The following is a 17358-nucleotide window of genomic DNA, read 5'->3' as shown; positions in this document are numbered from 1 at the left end:
TTCATGGCGCTCCCTGCATGGGACATAACGTTTGACGTGAGGGGCCGCCGTAGCGGCGAAGCCGCGAAGGGAACCTACAAGCGCAGCTTGTAGGCGGTCCCTCTCGACGGAATTGTTAGAGCGTGGCTGATTCACTGGAAACTTAGCCCCTTTAGCAAATCATTGAATATTTTCTCCAGCTCACCTTGGCTCCGTGTCTTTGATTCCGCGTAGACGTTGATAGTCTTATCGGGAAACACCAAACCTACGTATCTGAATTGGCGGCCGTGATCGTCGTGGCCAAAGTAAGCCACTTGGTGCCCCTTTGAGAATGGAACAACAATGGGGTCCGCTATTGTCATTCGTAAGTTGAACTCGGAGGCCGCTCGATTTTCACCGGCGAGCCTAAATTCTTTGAGTTTGTTCGCGATTCGCTCGGTGTCGCTTGGTTTTGCATTCATGCGCACAAAGGACGTTGTAAGACCGACATCAATAGCCTTTGAGTAGTAAGAGAATTGATCAGGATCGGATTTCTCTGCGACCCAATCACCATTGAGCTTCAACGAAAAGACAGGAGCCTTAATTTCCGTTGCCGCGTACGCCCCGATGGAAAATACGCTTAGTAACGATGCAAGTAACTTTCGCATATGAGCTCTAACGTTGGAGCTAAGGGGCGGATTTGGCGTAAGCCAAAGACGTCCCACTTGAGCGACTAGTTAGCGCAGGGGCATTGGGAACGCTACCGCCCCGCCAAAGGTGCCCACCGGCATTTAGCGAAGCCACCCGGATGCCACAGCGCCGGTAATCACCGGACTATACCGGCCTTGCCGAAGCAAGTGTAATCACTGCCCCTGTACGCTCTATCTGAAAGCAAAGAAGCGACAGTGTGTGACGCTTAGCTAACAACGACAGTGAAAGAACAGCGTACAGGTACTTGAAACTTTGCAGCCTGACCGAAGCCAGCAACTGCGAAATTACTTTTATCTTGCCAACGCCGCCACACCGAAAACGACAGTAGAGCTAACGTTTGGTTAAGGGGCCGGCTTTAGCCGGTCCCGAGTGAGCGAAGCGAACGACTTGAACCATTTGTTAGGCTCGACTCACTTTCTACAAGCTAAAGGTGTGTCAGTCGGCGATATAGTATTTTCAGATTTCTGGAAGGTATTTGAACACCCTGCAGTATCAGCAATTCCACACCCTATGAATTTCTCGCCGCCAAACTCTTTTGCTGCCGCGACAGTTGAGTCGTCAATGAAGAAGAGCAATGTGTCTCTTGAGCCAGTTGGAACGAGCAGTGGGATAGGCAAAATTATCCATGGAATGACGCCGGAGAAACCCTGTTCACGGTGATATCCCCATACCTTGCAACGCCCCTCTGAACCTTCAAAGTCTGCAGGCCCCCAAGCGGATAGAACGGTAGCAGTTGTAATCGGCCGCTTTGCTCCCGTTAATGCGAGTTCTCCCTTTTTTGCATCAAGATAAACATTTTCATCAATTCTTCGCTCCTCACTTACCACGGTAAGGCCTATTGAACAGCCGCTCAAAATTGTGACTAGCAGGATCAATGTAATTATTTTCATATAAGCCTAACTATAAGTAGACACCAAATGGTGTGTTTAAACGCACCATTTGGTGGATAACGTTCCTTGTCGTCACTGGCTTTCCCTGTCTAGTCTGAGCTGTGCAGCGCATCGTGCGCATTAAGGGAGCGGTATACACCATGGACGGCAAGCCTAAGCTGCTGGATCAACTGCGTGAGCAGATCCGGGTTCGACACTATTCGATTCGCACAGAACATGTCTACGCCAAGTGGGTGCGGGACTTTATCCGCTTTCACGCTTTGCGCCATCCTGCCGAATTAGGGGCGGCGGAAGTCGAGCAATTTCTCTCGTATCTGGCCGTGCAGCAGAATGTCTCTGCTTCCACTCAGAATCAGGCGCTCTCGGCGTTACTGTTTCTGTACAAGCATGTGCTGCATATCGATTTGCCCTGGTTGGACGATATCGTTCGTGCCAAGCGACCAGCTCGCTTGCCTGTTGTGTTGTCCAGGGAGGAGACACAGCAGGTTCTGCAGCATTTTGAAGGGCAGATGGCGTTGATTACGGGGCTGTTGTACGGCGCCGGCTTGAGGCTGATGGAGGCCTTGCGGTTGCGGGTCAAGGATGTGGATTTCGCATTGCGTGAAATTCTGGTGCGCGATGGGAAGGGGATGAAGGATCGGGTCACGGTGTTGCCGCAGTCTCTGGTGCTTCCTCTGCAGCAGCATTTGCTGTGGGTGAGGGCTCAGCATGAGCTGGACCTTCAGTCCGGGTTCGGCTCTGTCTATCTGCCGTTTGCCTTGGCGCGCAAATACCCTGGCGCGGCGCGTGAGTGGGGTTGGCAGTATGTGTTTCCTGCCTCGGGTATCAGTCGCGATCCACGTTCGGATCAGCGTCGTCGTCACCATCTGGATGAGAAGCGTGTGCAGCGGGCTTTCAAGGCGGCGCTACGCAAGACGGGGATTACCAAACCCGCCACACCCCACACCTTGCGCCACTGCTTCGCCACCCATCTGCTGGAGGCGGGTCAGGACATTCGAACAGTGCAGGAACTGCTCGGCCATGCGGATGTGAAAACCACGATGATCTACACCCATGTGCTTAACCGCGGCGGGCTGGCGGTGCTCAGTCCGCTGGATCGGCACTGAGCGGGCTCAGTTCTCCTGCGCGCGGTAGGCGCCTGGGGTCAGGCCGGTCCATTTTTTGAAGGCGCGGTGGAAGGCCGAGGGTTCGGAGAAACCGAGCTGCTCGGCGATATCCTGGATGGCCAGTTCGTCGCGGCCGAGGTGGTAGATGGCCAGGTCGCGGCGCAGGTGATCCTTGAGCTCCTGAAAACTGGAGCCTTCTTCACGCAGGTGGCGGCGCAGGGTCTGCGGGCTGAGGTGCAGCTGTGTGGCGACGGCGTCGAGGTCCGGCCAGCTGGCGCAGTCGCGGCCAAGTAGGCGGCGGATTTGGCTGGTCAGGCTGTCGCCGCCATCCGGGCGGGCCAGCAGGTCGGCGGGTGAGTGTTCGAGGAACTGCTTGAGCGTGCGCTCGTCCTGCAGCAGCGGCATGCCCAGGTAGCGGGCATGAAACAGCAGGCTGGTCCGCCCAGCGTTGAAGCGTCGCTGGCAGGGGAAAATCAGGTCGTACTCGGCGATATGCGCCGGTTCGGCGTAGGTGAAGGTGGCTTCCTCCAGGCGGATGCGTTGCCCGATCAGCCAGCTGCCGAGGCGGTGCCAGATGACCAGCAGGCATTCGACCAGGAAGTGGTCCGGGTCCCACAGGCTGGAGTCGTCCACTGACAGGCGTGCCCAGTCGCCTTCGCGCTCCAGGCGGATGGTCGGCGCATCGGGGAACAGACCGTAGAACAGCGCGCCCCGGCTCAGCGCCTTTTCCAGCGTGCGGCAGTGAATGATGGCGTGGCCCATCATGGCGAAGGTGCCGCGTTTGCTCTTGAGCCGGCCGAAGCCGAGGTATTCGTCATCCAGGCGTTCCCACAGCAGTTGCACCAAGCGGGCGAACTGCTGCGGGTCGATGCGCGCGCGCGGCTCTTCCAGCACGGCCGGCTGCACGCCGGCCTGGCGCAGCAGCGGCAGGCAGTCGAGGCCCTGGTGCTGGGCGCCGCGCAGGGCGGCGCGGACGAAATGGCTGGCGATGGTGCGTTCGCGCATGGGGCTACCGGCTGGGGGACTGGAGCGCCGATGTTAGAGCGCCGCCAGCGAACAGAACAAGCCGGCTGTTGGTGCGGGCCTCAGGCGATGGCCCAGTCCTCGGCACGCCAGGCTGCGGCCAGCTCGCTGAGTTGGTCGGCCGGCAGCGGGCGGGCATACAGATAGCCCTGGGCTTCGTGGCAGTCCAGTTCGCAGAGGGTGCGGGCAATGGCCTGTTCCTCGACGCCCTCGGCGATGGTAGTCAGGCCCAGCGACTGGGCCATGTGCACGATGGCGGTGACGATGGCGCGGCTGTCGGCGCTGTAGGGCAGGTCGCGGACGAAGGACTGGTCGATCTTCAGTTTGTCCACGGCCAGGGTGCGCAGGTAGGCGAGGCTGGAGTAGCCGGTGCCGAAGTCGTCGATCGACAGGCGCACGCCGAGCGCCTTGAGGCGCTTGAGGGTGTCGAGCACCTGGTCGGTCTTGTCGATCAGGCTGGACTCGGTGATTTCCAGCTCCAGCATGGCGGCCGGCAGCTGCGAGGAGGCCAGGGCCTGCAACACGCTCTGTTCCAGGTTGCCGTGCTGCAACTGCACGGCCGAAATGTTCACCGCCACCTGGGGAATGTCCAGGCCGGCACGTTTCCACAGCATGGCCTGGCGACAGGCCTCCTGCAGAATCCAGTGGCCGATGGGCACGATCAGCCGGGTTTCCTCGGCCAGCGGAATGAATTGCGCGGGCGAAACCAGACCGCGTTCGGCGTGCTGCCAGCGTACCAGAGCCTCGACGCCCAGCAGGCGGCCGCTGCGCAGGTCGACTTGGGGCTGGTAGTACAGGCGCATCTGCTCGCGCTCCAAGGCCTGGCGCAGGTCGTTGACCAGGGTGAGCACTTCCAGCGCCTGCCGGTTCATCGCCTGGTCGAAGTAGCACCAGGTCTGCCGGCCTTGCTGCTTGGCCTGGTACATGGCGGTTTCGGCATTGCGCAGCAGGGCTTCGAAGTCCTTGCCATCGTTGGGAGCCACCGCCACGCCGAGCGACACACTGACGCTCAGGCTATGGCCGAACAGGCTGAACGGCTCCTTGAAATTGCGCATGATCTTTTCCGCCAGGTAGCCGGCGGGCTCGCTGCTGTCCTGCTCGGGCAGGAGGATGGCGAACTCGTCGCCGCTCTGCCGGCACAGGGTGTCGTTGCTGCGCAGCAGCCCGTGCAGGCGGGCGGCGATGGCGCGCAGCAGTTCATCGCCATAGGAGTGGCCGAGCGAATCGTTGATGGTCTTGAAGTCATCGACGTCCATGATCAGCAGCGCCACGGCTTTGCCGCTGCGCTGGCTGGCGGCCAAAGCCTGTTCGGTGCGGTCGCGCAGCAGTTCCAGGTTGGGCAGGCCGGTGAGGGTGTCGTAGAAGGCCAGGGTTTCGGCCTTGGCTTCGGCGGCGTGACGCTCGCTGATTTCCGCTGCCAGCTGGCGGTAGGGCTCCTCGACACTGGAGACGAACACCACGCGGTAGATCAGCAGGTAGGCCAGCACTTTATAGAGGTTACCGATCAGGCTGTAGATATCGTGCACGTTGCGGTAGGCGGTGAAGCACAGTTCCGAGAGGATCGAGATGCCGACGGCCAACAGCAGGGTCTGGACATCGAACGGGCGGCGATGATGCCGCAGGCTGAGGGCCAGCGCGGCGCAGATCAGCAGGCCGATGATCAGCCACTCGGTGGCGATCTTCACCGCCGTCAGGCCCTGGCCTTCGATGAAGGTGCGCGGGAAAACCTGCGGGTGCCACAGGCGCATGTAGAGGATCAGCCCGACCAGGGCGAGAGCGCCGCCGAGCAGCAGAGGGCGACTGCTGGCCTGACGCAGCGGCTGCCAGTGGCGCAGGGATACGATCAGCAGGCTGAGCGCCGCGATCAGACGGGCGGCCAGCCAGAAGTCGATGGCCTTTTCCGGGCTGGCCGGGGTGATGAAGTCCGGCATGCCGCGGTAGGACAGCAGGTGTGCGCTATCCAGCAGGCCCACGGCCAGGTAGCCGCAGGCCAGTACAGTGAGGTTGCCGGCCTGCTCGGCGCGGTAGCTGTGCCAGGTGACGCTGAACACCAGGATGGCGATGACCACCGCCACCAGTTCCGTGGTGCTGTGCACCCAGGTGGGGAACCAGATTGCGCTCTGCTTCAGTGCGTTGCTTTCCGGCAGCAGCCAGATGGCCAGCAACAGCAGGGTCAGGCCGGCCAGCAGCAAACCGGCGCCGGGTGACAGCGGAGGCAGTGAGGTGACGGGAGCTGCGGTGCGGGTCTGCTCGGGCATGCGCTTTCCATGACGAACGGTGAAATTGCGTTACAGCATAAGACAACGCTTTGTTATTCGGTTGAGCCTAGCAGGCCAACCCGATTCTTGTGTGCACAGCCGGGTTCGTCAGGACTCCTCGTCGCCCCATGGCAGACCGTATTTGCGCAGCTTGTCGTGCAGGGTCTTGCGCGGTACGCCGAGGGCTTCGGCCAGGCTGCGCAGCGAGGCGTGGCCCTGGCTCAGCTCGGCGGCGATCAGGGCCCGCTCATAGGCTTCCACCTGCTGGCTCAGGCCGCCGCCAGCGCCGGGCGTGCCTGCCGCTGTGGCGTTGAGCTCCAGCGGCAGGCCGAGGGCATAGCGCTGGGCAGCGTTCTGCAGTTCGCGCACATTGCCGGGCCAGCCGTGCAGCAGCAGCTCGGCCCGTGCCTCGGTTTCAATCGTCCGGGTGGGCAGGGCATGGCGCTCGGCGGCGCGATCGACGAAGTGCTGGAACAGCAGCAGGATGTCTTCGCCCCGTTCGCGCAGTGCCGGCAGGCGCAGCGGCGTGACGTTGAGGCGGTAATACAAGTCGGCGCGGAAGCGGCCCTGATCGGCGGCGACCCTGAGGTCCTCCTTGCTCGCCGCGATCACGCGGATGTTCAGCGGGATCAGCTGATTGCCGCCCACGCGCTCGACGACCCGTTCCTGCAGCAGGCGCAGCAGTTTGACCTGCACCTCCAGGCTCATGCTTTCGATCTCGTCGAGAAACACGGTGCCGCCGTTGGCGAACTCGAACTTGCCGACCCGCCGCTTCTGCGCGCCGGTAAAGGCGCCGGCTTCGTGGCCGAACAGCTCGCTTTCGACCACCGACTCGGCCAGGGCGCCGGCGTTGATGGCGACAAAGGGCGCGGCGCGGCGTGGCGAGAGCTGGTGCAGGGCACGGGCTACCACCTCCTTGCCGGCACCGGTTTCGCCGAGGATCAGCACATCGGTCTCCACCGCCGCCAGGGCCGTCATTTGCTGGCGCAGGCGCTGCATGGCCGGCGACTGGCCGAGCAGGGGAATGTCCAGGGCTTGCTGATCGACCAGCGCCAGACGCAGCTGGCGGTTTTCCACCACCAGCGCGCGCAGCTGCTGGGCGCGGTGCACGCTGTCGATCAGGGCCTGGCTGGCAAAGGGCTTTTCCAGAAAGTCGAAGGCGCCGTCGCGCATGGCCTGCACCGCCATCGGCACATCGCCATGGCCGGTGATCAGCAGCACCGGCAACTCGGCATCGCGACCGTGCAGCTGGGCCAGCAGCTGCAGGCCATCGAGGCCCGGCATGCGGATATCGCTGACCACCACGCCGGGCCAGTTGTCCGGCAGTTGTGCGGCCAGGCCACGGGCATCGCCAAGGCTGGCGACCCGGAGGCCGGCGAGGTCGAGAGTCTGGGTCAGGGCCAGGCGCAGGTCGGCGTCGTCATCGATCAGCACGACCTGGCAGGTGGGGTCGAATGGCTTGCTCATCCGGGCAGATCCTCGTGGCTGGCGCTGTGCATGGCGTCCTTGGCATGGCGCAGGAACAGGCTGAGTTGGGCGCCGCCTTGCGGGTGGTTGGCCAGTGTCAGGCGGCCCTCCAGGGCATCGACCAGGTTGTTGCAGATGGCCAGGCCAAGGCCCAGGCCATTGCCATGCTGTTTTGTGGTGAAGAAGGGTTCGCGGGCGCGCAGCAGGGCCTCGGCGGAAAACCCGGGACCGTTGTCGCGCAGCTGCAGGGTCACGCCTTCGCTGTCGAGCTGGGTACTCAGCCACAGCTGGCGCGGCGGGGCGCGCTCGCTGAGGGCGTCGAGGGCATTGCCCAGCAGGTTGGCGAGAATCTGCCGCAGCCGGGTTTCGCCTGCCTGCACCCACAGCGGTGCTTCGGGCAGGTCGCGGTGCAGTTCGATGTTCAGCTCGCGCCGGCGCTTGGCCAGCAGGGCCAGGGCATCGTCCAGCGCCGGTTGCAGGGCCACGCTTTCCGGGGCATGCCGGTCGCGCCGGGCATAGGCGCGCAGGTGGCTGATGATGGAGGCCATGCGTGTGGTCAGCTCGCTGATCTGACGCAGGTTGCCGCGGGTGTCGTCGAGACGGCCGTGGTCGAGCAGCACGCTGGCGTTGTCGGCATAGCTGCGGATCGCCGCCAGCGGCTGGTTAAGTTCGTGGCTGATGCTGGCGGCCATGGTGCCGAGGGCCGACAGCTTGCCGGCCTGGACCAGTTCGTCCTGGGTGCTGACCAGTTGCTGCTGCGCTGCCTCGCGCTCCAGCACGGCTTCACGCAGGTGCTGGTTGAGGGCCTGCAGATCGGCAGTGCGCTCGGCCACGCGCTGTTCCAGCTCGCGGCGCGCGCGGCTGTCCTGATCGATGCGCGCCAGGTAGTGGCGCCGGCGCTGCAGCAGCAGGCCAAGCAACAGCAGCAGCACGGCCAGCGCGGCGGCGGCGATCAGCACCGCGCTCTGTACCTGGGCGGCCAGCAGCGTGCGCGGGGTGAGGATGCTCACGTTCCAGCCGGCTTCCGGCAGGGGGCGCTGCTGTTCCAGCCAGTCCCTCGCGTTCAATGCCAGCGGCGCCGGCGATGCGCTGGGGTAGGGCTGGTCACGGGCGATCTCGGCCAGCTGCGCGGCACTGAGCGGCTGGCGGGCGAGAAAGCGCCACGGCCCGTGGGAGCTGAGGATTACTACACCGCGGGCATCGGTCACCAGCAGGCGTTCATCACTCTGGCCCCACAGGCTTTCGTGATCCTCCAGGTCGATCTTGATCACCAGTACGCCGAGGGTGCCGCCGGTGTCGTCGAGGGCATCGGCAAAGTAGTAGCCACGGCGCTGCGAGGTGGTGCCGAGGCCAAAGAAGCGCGCGCGCTTGCCGGCCATGGCGTCACGGTAATAGGGGCGGAAGGCGAAGTTGCGCCCGCTGAAGTCGTCGGCCTGGCCGACGTTGGAGGTGGCCAGGGTGTTGCCCTGGGCATCGAGCAGGTAGATCACCGCCGCGCCGGTCTGCTCGGCCACGCGGATCAGCAAGGCGTTGGCGCGGTCGCGTCCTGCCGGGTCCGCGGGGCTGGCCAGCAGCTGGCGCAGCTCCGGCAGGTCGCTGAGCAGGCTGGGCAGCACCTCGAAGCGGCGCAGGGTCGCCTGCAGGTTGGCCACATACAGGGCCAGGGTCTGCTGGCTGCGTTCGCGCAGGCGTTCGCCGTAGTAACGCTCGGCCAGTTGCTGCAGCGGCCACAGCAGAGGCAGCAGCAGGGCGGCGAGCAGCAGCAGATGGCCCCAGCGTGGGCGGCGCATGACCTGCACTAAGCGGCGAAACAGCGAGGGGCGAGGCATGCATGGACCCGTTGGCAAAAGGCTCTGCAGAGGATGGTAGGCAGCCTTGTGCCGGGCCGACAAGTCACCGCGCGGCGGGCGTCGGGCAGGCCTCGCACGGGTTTGGCGGAAAGCCGCCACTGGCCTGGCGGGCTACCGCCAATCGGCACCGGACGGCTTTTGTATTGTGTTTTTAAATTACTGTTTTTAAAGACTTTATTTTTATTTATCGAAGTGGCACAGCGGCTGCAAAGGCTCCCTCAGCCGCTGATCGACAGAGGCCAACAATAATGCTCTCCCGTGCAGGAGAGCCTGTTCGATGACGGGCCCGTCGCCCACTCTGAGGAACCTGCCATGACCCGCAAACCGCTTTATCGGAGCCTGTATGCCCAGGTGCTGGTGGCCATCGCCATCGGTATCGCTATCGGCCACTTCTACCCGCAGGCCGGGGTGGCGCTCAAACCGCTCGGCGATGGCTTCGTCAAACTGATCAAGATGGCCATCGCGCCCATCATCTTCTGCACCGTGGTCAGCGGCATCGCCGGCATGCAGAACATGAAGTCGGTGGGCAAGACCGGCGGCTACGCGCTGCTGTATTTCGAGGTGGTGTCGACCCTGGCGCTGGTGATCGGCCTGGTGGTGGTCAACCTGGTGCAGCCAGGCGCTGGCATGCACATCGACCCGGCCAGCCTGGATACCAAGGGTATCGATGCCTTCGCCGCCGCCGGCGCGCAGCAGAGCACCCTGGCCTTCCTGCTAAACGTGATTCCCTCGACCATCGTCGGCGCCTTCGCCAGCGGCGACATTCTGCAGGTGCTGTTCTTCTCCGTGCTGTTCGGCTACGCGCTGCAGCGTCTGGGCGAGCCGGGCCGTGCGGTGCTGCACTTTGTCGAGCAGGTGGCGCAGGTGATGTTCAACATCATCGGCGTGATCATGAAGGTCGCGCCCATCGGCGCCTTCGGCGCCATGGCCTTCACCATCGGCCAGTACGGCGTGGGCTCGCTGGTGCAGCTGGGCCAGCTGATGCTGTGCTTCTACGCCACCTGCCTGTTCTTCATCTTCGTTGTGCTGGGCTCGATCGCCCGCGCCCACGGCTTCAGCATCAGCCGCTTCATTCGCTATATCCGCGAGGAGCTGCTGATCGTGCTCGGCACCTCGTCCTCGGAATCGGCCCTGCCGCGCATGCTGACCAAGCTGGAGAAACTCGGCGCCGACAAGTCGGTGGTCGGCCTGGTGATTCCCACCGGCTACTCCTTCAACCTCGACGGCACCTCCATCTACCTGACCATGGCGGCGGTGTTCATCGCCCAGGCCACCGACACGCCGATGGACATCACCCACCAGCTGACCCTGCTGGCGGTGCTGCTGATCGCCTCCAAGGGTGCGGCGGGTGTTACCGGCTCGGGCTTCATCGTGCTGGCCGCCACCCTGTCCGCCGTGGGTCATCTGCCGGTGGCTGGCCTGGCGCTGATTCTCGGTATCGACCGCTTCATGTCCGAGGCGCGCGCGCTGACCAACCTGATCGGCAACGGCGTGGCCACGCTGGTGGTGGCCAAGTGGTGCAGGCAGTTGGATGAAACCACCCTGCAGCGCGAACTGACCAGCGGGACCCGTGCGCCTGAAGTGCAGCCGGTGGTGCGCGAACTGGCCTGATCCTCCCACCGCCGCCGGGCCCCCAAGCCCGGCGGCTGTTTTTGGCCCCGCCTTCTCCAGCGGGGCTTTTTTTGTCTGAACGAAAGCGTCAATCGCCCTGAGCGCATGGGTCATTGAGGGCCGGGGAGGGCGGCGCCTACTCTGCGCCACGACCTCGGGGCTCTGGCCCGGACCTACTCACCTGCACGGAGATGCAGCATGCAGCGCAATCATTTCGAAACCGAACACAACATGTTCCGCGAGTCCTTCCGCGCCTTCCTGCTCAAGGAAGTGGTGCCGCATCAGGAGGCCTGGGAAGAGGCCGGCATGGTCAGCCGCGAGGTCTGGCTCAAGGCCGGCGAGCAGGGCTTCCTGCTGCCCTGGGCTGAGGAGGAATACGGCGGTCTGGGCCTGAAGGATTTTCGCTACGAGCAAATCATGTGCGAGGAGCTAGCGCGCATCAACGAAGCCGGCTTCATGATTCCGCTGCACTCGGCCCTGTGCGGCCCCTATATCGCCGAGTACGGCAATGCCGAGCAGAAGGCCCGTCTGATGCCGGGCATCATCCGTGGCGAGACCATCCTGGCCGTGGCCATGACCGAGCCGGGCGCGGGCTCCGATCTGGCCGGCATGCGCACCACGGCGGTGGACAAGGGTGATCACTGGGAGCTGAACGGCTCCAAGGTGTTCATCTCCAACGGCTACCTGGCCGATGTGGTGATCGTCGCGGCCAAGACCGATCCGTCCAACAAGCACGCCATGGGCCTGTTTCTGGTCGAGCGCGGCATGGAAGGCTTCGAGCGCGGCAAGAAGCTGAAGAAGCTGGGCATGCACAGCCAGGACACCGCCGAGCTGTTCTTCAACAACGTGAAGGTGCCCAAGGCCAACCTGCTGGGCGACGCCAAGGGCGGCTTCTTCTACCTGATGAACATGTTGGCCCAGGAGCGCCTGACCAACGCCTGCGGCGCGGTCGCCGGTGCCGAGGCGGCGCTGCAGACCACCATCGACTACGTGAAGGAGCGCCAGGCCTTCGGTCGTCCGGTGTCGCACTTCCAGAACACCCGCTTCAAGCTGGCCGAGATGCGCACCCAGGTGGACGTGGCCCAGGTGTTCACCGACCGCTGCGTGATGGACCACAACCAGAAGAAGCTCACCCCCGAGGTCGCCGCCGAGGCCAAGCTGTTCACCACCGAGCTGCTGTGCAAGGTAGTCGACGAGGGCGTGCAGCTGCACGGCGGCTGGGGCTACATGTGGGAATACCCGATCTGCAAGATGTACGCGAACGCGCGCATCCAGCGCATCTTCGCCGGCACCTCGGAGATCATGAAGGAGATCATCAGTCGCGGGATGAAGCTCTGAGCCGTTAAGCTCGAAGCGGCCGCCACGGCCTGACCGTGGCGCGCCAGGCCCAATAACAAGAAGAGCGCCGCGATGACCGATCAACTGCCTTTGCAACGTTTCAATCACTGGCTTGAGCAGCAGCCCGATGCCGTCTGGCTGCGCCAGCCGGTGGCGGGTGTGTGGCACGACTTCACCTGGCGTCAGGTCGACGATCAGGCCCGCCGCCTGGCCAGCGCTTTGCTGGCGCTGGGCTGTGCGCCTGGAGACCGGGTGGCGCTGCTGGCGAAGAACTGCGCCGAATGGTTCATCAGCGATATCGCCCTGCAAATGGCCGGGCTGACCAGCGTGCCGCTCTATCCGCTGCAGGCGCCCGAGCAGATCGCCTATGTGCTGGAGCATGCCGACTGCAAGGTGATCCTGGTCGGCAAGCTGGACGAGCCGGACAAGCTCGCCACCGGGATCGCGCCGCACATCACGCGCATCGCCATGCCCTATCCGACCATGCCCACGGCGCACGACTGGCACAGCCTGCTGGCCCGTCACGAACCGTTGGCCGGCACCCGCGAGCAGCAGGCCGAAGAGCTGCTGTCGATCCTCTACACCTCCGGCACCACCGGCGCGCCCAAGGGCGTGATGCTCTCGGCTGGCGCCATGGCCCGTTCGGCGGCCTGGGCCACCAGCGAGCTGGGGATCGGACCGCGTGACCAGTTCTTCTCCTACCTGCCGTTGTCGCATGCCGCCGAGCGCTTTCTGGTGCAGTTCAACAGCCTGTACAGCGGCGCGCCGACGGCCTTCGTCGAGTCGCTGGAGACCTTTGCCAGCGACCTGCGGCATGTCCGGCCGACAGTGTTCTTCTCGGTGCCGCGCCTGTGGACGCGCTTCCAGCTGGGTGTGCTGGAGAAGCTGCCGCAGGCCAGGCTGGATCGCCTGCTGCGCATCCCGCTGCTCGGCCGGCTGGTGGCGCGCAAGATCCGAGCTGGGCTGGGGCTGGATCGCGCGCGCATCCTGGTGTCCGGTGCGGCGGCCATCTCCACCGGGCTGCTGGAGTGGTACCGGCGCATCGGCCTGACCGTCTGCGAGGGCTATGGCATGACCGAGCACTTCGCCTATGGCTGCTTCAATCGGCCGGGGCAGGTGCGCTTCGGCAGCGTCGGTCGGCCGATGCCGAACCTCGAGCTGCGCATCGCCGAGGACGGCGAGATCCTCTTTCGCAGCCAGACCCTGATGCAGGGCTATTACCGCGATCCGGAGAAGACCGCCGAGGCGCTGCGCGATGGCTGGCTGCACACCGGCGACAAGGGCGCGGTGGATGGCGACGGTTACCTGCGCATCACCGGGCGGGTCAAGGACATCTTCAAGACCAGCAAGGGCAAGTATGTGGCGCCGGCGCCCATCGAGGGCGAGATCGCCAAGTGCCAGTGGGTCGAGCAGGTCTGCCTGATGGGCAGCAACCTCGACCAGCCGCTGGCGCTGATCGAACTTTCGCCGGCGGCGCGTCAGCAGTCCCGGGAGCAGGTGGCGGCCGATCTGCAGACGCATCTGGCCGTGCTCAATAGCCATCTGGAGCCGCACGAGCGGGTCAGTCATTTCGTGCTGGTGCGCGAACCCTGGACGGTGGACAACGGCTGCATGACGCCGACCATGAAGATTCGCCGCAATGTGCTGGAAGCGCGCTATGTCGATCTTATCGAGCGGCTGCCGGCGCACCAGCCGCTGCTGTGGGAATGATGCTTTTGGGAATGATAAGGATGCCGGCGCGGGCCTGCTCCGCGCCGCACGTTGAACTGTATTGAGGAGCCGCTATGTCCGGTCCGTTGTCTTCGCTGAAAGTGCTGGATTTCTCCACCCTGCTGCCGGGGCCGTTTGCCTCGTTGCTGCTGGCCGACATGGGCGCCGAGGTGCTGCGCGTCGAGTCACCGTCGCGCATGGACCTGGTGCGCGTGCTGCCGCCCCACGACCAGGGCGTGGCGGCCAGCCATGCCTACCTCAACCGCAACAAACGCGGGATCGCCCTGGACCTGAAAAAGCCCGAGGCGGTGGAGCTGGTCAAGCAACTGGTGCAGGACTACGACATCGTGCTGGAGCAGTTCCGCCCCGGCGTGATGGACAAGCTCGGCGTGGGCTATGAAGCGCTCAGGGCGATCAACCCGAAGCTGATCTACGTGTCGATCACCGGCTACGGCCAGACTGGCCCCTACAAGGACCGCGCCGGGCACGACATCAACTACCTAGCCCTGGCAGGGCTGGCCAGCTACACCGGTCGGCGCGACACCGGGCCGTTGCCGCTGGGCATTCAGGCCGCCGATATCGCCGGGGGTTCGCTGCACGGGGTGATCGGCCTGCTGGCGGCCGTGGTGCAGCGTCAGGTGACGGGGCAGGGGCAGCAGGTCGATATCAGCATGACCGATTGCGCCTTCAGCCTGCATGCCATGTCCGGCGCCGGTTACCTGGCCTGCGGCGTGGAGCCTGAGATGGAGAACCAGGCGCTCAACGGCGGCAGCTTCTACGACTACTACCGTACCCGCGACGGCCGCTGGTTCTCGGTGGGCAGCCTGGAACCACAGTTCATGCAGCAGTTCTGTGCTGCTATCGGCCGCCCCGAGCTGTCGGCCCGCGGGCTGTCGATGAAGCCCGAGGACCAGCAGGCGCTCAAGCGCGAGATCCAGATGGAGTTCGAACGGCGCGATTTTGCCGAGTGGCGTGAGGTCTTCGCCGCGCTGGATGCCTGTGTCGAGCCGATGCTGAACCTGGCCGAGGCGGTCGAGCATCCACAGCTTCAGGCGCGCGACCTGATCGCCGAGGTGCCGCGCGAAGGCGCTGCGCCGCAGCGGCAGATCGCCTGCCCGATCAAATTCTCCGGGGGGCTCGATGCGCCACGGCATATCGGCGTGAAGGTCGGCGCGCATACTGATCAGGTGTTGGCCGAGCTGGGCTATTCGGATGAGCGCATTGCCGAACTGAGGGCCGGCAAGGTAGTGGCCTGAGAACCTGTTTACGATCTCCTGGCTGTCGGCCATACAGCGTTAAAAACGATCTCGGAATGCTCATTTACCACTCGTAAACTGCGCTTCCTCGACCGTTTTTGCCTTGTCTGGCTCTAATCCAGAAGATCGTAAACAGGCTCTGACGCCGGGTTATTCCTTGCGCTGCTCGCCGGTAAAACTCAGGGTGACCTTGCAGCGCCGGCAGAAGTAGCGCCGGCCTTGCGCCACCAGGCGGTGGCGCTGACTGGAGAAGGGGAACTCGCCGCCTTCGCTGCAGGCGCAGCGGTAGATGTAGCGGGTCTGCATGCGGCGCTGCACCTCGTAGCTGTGGCAGCGATTCGGCGGCAGTTCGTAGACCCCGCGCATGATCAGCTGCCACTCCTCACCATGGGGGGCAATGCGTGGGCCGAACATCTGGTGGGCGATCAGGTGGGCCACTTCATGGGCGACGGTCTGGCGCAGGAAGTCTTCCCGGTTGGCCTGGTACAGCTGCGGATTGAAGCGCAGCTTGTTTTCCGTCAGGTGCGCCACGCCGGCTTTCTGTCCGCGCAGCCGGAAGCTGATTTCCGGGCGCGGGAAACGGTGCTGGAAGAAGGCTTCGGCCTGCTGATAGCAGGTTTCCACCCGTTGTCTGAGGTGATCTGGCATGCCGGCATTATGCCCAAGGCCGTGCGTACCCGTCCTGCCGAAACGACGAAACCGCCCGCAGGCGGTTTCGTTGGCGTAGCAACCGACTCGGTCAGTTGGTGTAGACGGGGCCTACGCCAAAGCCCCATAGGATCACCGACGCGGCAATCATGGCGACCAGTACCACCAGGCCGACGGCCAGCACGGAACTGGAGAACAGGAAGCCTTCGTCCTTGGGAATGTTCATGAAGGTCGGAATACCGACATAGAGCAGGTACACCGTGTAGCAGATGGCCGCGGTGCCGACGATCATCGCCAGCCACAGGCTGGGATAGAGGGCGGCGACACCAGCGACGAACAGCGGGGTGGCGCAGTAGGCGGCGAACACCACGCTTTGCGCCATGCTCGGGTTGGCGTCATAGGTGCGCGCCATCCAGTGCACGAAGGCGCCCATCACTGCTACGCCGCCCAACATGGCGATATAGGAGAGGATGGTCATCTGTAGCGCACTGGCTTCGGTGAGCATCACGGGCGCCCCGTCGCCAATGGCCCAGCCGACTCGGGTGGTGCCGAAATAGGCGCAAATCACGGGTATGGCAGCGAGAATCAGAACGTGGGTGAGATACATGTGGCTGATGCTTTCTTCCTCGCCACGGATCTCCTGCCACTCTTCATCGGGATGGGTGAAAAGCCCCCAGACATGGTGGATCATGCTGTACACCTCCTCATTATTTTATCGGTCGCTTGACCCAAGCGCCGGGGGCGCGTGGACCAGCGCCGCCTGGTGCTCGGTCGCTAAGGCGCGACCTTATGTCGCAGTATAGGAAAGCCCCGCAGGCCGCGTGAGGTGTGGCTTTAGAGTAATTTCGCCTCTGCAGGTCAGCTGTAATAGCGTTGCAGTATTTCCATGGCCAGGTTGATCGACTGCAGGCGCTGGGTGCTGCCGCCGCGATCCGGGTGGTGCTGGCTGACCAGCTGTCGGTAGCGCTGCTTGATCAGTGCAAGCGTCAGGCGCTGCGGGCTCTGGTCCAGCTCGAACAGTTCCAGTGCGGCTTGTTTCTCCTCGCCGCCGTGAATGCGTGTCCAGAAGCTGGCGAGCAGTTTTTCCACGTCTCGCTCGCTGGTGTCGCGCAGGTGGCTCATGTCCAGGTAATAGCTGCGCAGCGGATCATGCTCGGCCAGCGCTTCGGCGCCGGCCTGGTAGGGCAGCAGGCGGATGCACAGCGGGGCGATTTCCAGATGAGCGCTGCGCGCTTCCCAGAGCTGATCGCGCAACTGGTAAAGCGCGTTGAACAGCAGGAAATGGGTGCGGAACAGCACCAGCGGCTCATGCAGCTGCAGGTGCGGGATATGGGTGCTGTGCCGGGCCTTGAGGGTCTGGATCAGCTGGTATTCGCTGATGCCGTCGGCATGCTCGTCGAGTAGCTGCCGGACCTGTTCGATCAGGCTCAGATCGCCGGTAAATTCAGTAGACATGCGCGCAGCCTAGCGGGAAGGGCTGGGGCGCGTCGCGCTTTATGCGTAAAATACGCGCCTTTTCGCATTCCCCCAGG

Annotated in this window: 14 protein-coding genes; 5 read left to right on the top strand and 9 right to left on the bottom strand. The window is 63.8% G+C overall.

Going from position 1 to position 17358, the window contains the following annotated elements:
- Positions 1–131 precede the first annotated feature (131 nt).
- Together HNP49_RS10620 and HNP49_RS10615 are read right to left on the bottom strand one after the other, a co-directional pair.
- Positions 132–626: a hypothetical protein gene (locus HNP49_RS10620; RefSeq protein ID WP_184683065.1), complete on the bottom strand. Its 495-nt coding sequence runs from the start codon at positions 624–626 to the stop codon at positions 132–134.
- 453 nt (positions 627–1079) lie between these two features.
- Complete coding sequence (locus tag HNP49_RS10615; RefSeq protein WP_184683063.1) at positions 1080–1559, bottom strand: hypothetical protein; 480 nt, start codon at positions 1557–1559, stop codon at positions 1080–1082.
- Between the two features lie 140 nt (positions 1560–1699).
- On the opposite strand from HNP49_RS10615, the gene HNP49_RS10610 reads away from it, so the two are divergent.
- Positions 1700–2665: an integron integrase gene (locus HNP49_RS10610; RefSeq protein ID WP_184683061.1), complete on the top strand. Its 966-nt coding sequence runs from the start codon at positions 1700–1702 to the stop codon at positions 2663–2665.
- Between the two features lie 6 nt (positions 2666–2671).
- Here HNP49_RS10610 and HNP49_RS10605 read toward each other — a convergent pair whose 3' ends face one another.
- The 4 genes from HNP49_RS10605 to HNP49_RS10590 form a co-directional block, all read right to left on the bottom strand.
- Complete coding sequence (locus HNP49_RS10605; RefSeq protein ID WP_184683059.1) at positions 2672–3670, bottom strand: AraC family transcriptional regulator; 999 nt, start codon at positions 3668–3670, stop codon at positions 2672–2674.
- Between the two features lie 80 nt (positions 3671–3750).
- Positions 3751–5946 carry a bifunctional diguanylate cyclase/phosphodiesterase gene (locus HNP49_RS10600; RefSeq protein ID WP_184683058.1) on the bottom strand — a complete coding sequence of 732 codons (2196 nt, stop codon included), beginning with the start codon at positions 5944–5946 and terminating at the stop codon, positions 3751–3753.
- Between the two features lie 108 nt (positions 5947–6054).
- On the bottom strand, positions 6055–7413 hold the full coding sequence (locus HNP49_RS10595) for a sigma-54 dependent transcriptional regulator (protein ID WP_184683056.1): 1359 nt from the start codon (positions 7411–7413) through the stop codon (positions 6055–6057).
- Positions 7410–9203: an ATP-binding protein gene (locus tag HNP49_RS10590; RefSeq protein ID WP_184683054.1), complete on the bottom strand. Its 1794-nt coding sequence runs from the start codon at positions 9201–9203 to the stop codon at positions 7410–7412. Before HNP49_RS10590 ends, HNP49_RS10595 begins: the two co-directional genes overlap by 4 nt.
- Before the next feature lie 372 nt (positions 9204–9575).
- Between HNP49_RS10590 and HNP49_RS10585 the strand changes: the two genes are divergently transcribed.
- From HNP49_RS10585 to HNP49_RS10570, 4 genes are all read left to right on the top strand, one after another.
- Positions 9576–10874, top strand: coding sequence for a dicarboxylate/amino acid:cation symporter (locus HNP49_RS10585; protein ID WP_184683052.1), 1299 nt, complete (start codon positions 9576–9578; stop codon positions 10872–10874).
- 198 nt (positions 10875–11072) lie between these two features.
- On the top strand, positions 11073–12212 hold the full coding sequence (locus tag HNP49_RS10580; protein WP_184683051.1) for an acyl-CoA dehydrogenase family protein: 1140 nt from the start codon (positions 11073–11075) through the stop codon (positions 12210–12212).
- Positions 12213–12284: 72 nt separating this feature from the next.
- On the top strand, positions 12285–13922 hold the full coding sequence (locus tag HNP49_RS10575) for an AMP-binding protein (RefSeq protein ID WP_184683049.1): 1638 nt from the start codon (positions 12285–12287) through the stop codon (positions 13920–13922).
- A gap of 74 nt (positions 13923–13996) precedes the next feature.
- Entirely contained in the window at positions 13997–15178 is a 1182-nt protein-coding gene (locus tag HNP49_RS10570; RefSeq protein ID WP_184683047.1) for a CaiB/BaiF CoA-transferase family protein, read from the top strand.
- A 150-nt stretch (positions 15179–15328) separates the two neighbouring features.
- On the opposite strand, the gene HNP49_RS10565 is transcribed toward HNP49_RS10570, so the two are convergent.
- From HNP49_RS10565 to HNP49_RS10555, 3 genes are all read right to left on the bottom strand, one after another.
- A complete protein-coding gene (locus tag HNP49_RS10565) occupies positions 15329–15826 on the bottom strand; it encodes a SprT family zinc-dependent metalloprotease (RefSeq protein WP_184683046.1) in 498 nt (165 codons plus the stop codon).
- 91 nt (positions 15827–15917) lie between these two features.
- Positions 15918–16517, bottom strand: coding sequence for a Yip1 family protein (locus HNP49_RS10560; protein WP_184683044.1), 600 nt, complete (start codon positions 16515–16517; stop codon positions 15918–15920).
- A gap of 167 nt (positions 16518–16684) precedes the next feature.
- Positions 16685–17281, bottom strand: coding sequence for a DNA-J related domain-containing protein (locus HNP49_RS10555; protein ID WP_184683042.1), 597 nt, complete (start codon positions 17279–17281; stop codon positions 16685–16687).
- Positions 17282–17358 lie beyond the last annotated feature (77 nt).

The organism is Pseudomonas fluvialis, assembly GCF_014207935.1.
In the GTDB taxonomy this organism is placed as follows: Bacteria; Pseudomonadota; Gammaproteobacteria; order Pseudomonadales; family Pseudomonadaceae; genus Aquipseudomonas; species Aquipseudomonas fluvialis_A.
This window is presented reverse-complemented; position numbering and strand designations above follow the sequence as displayed.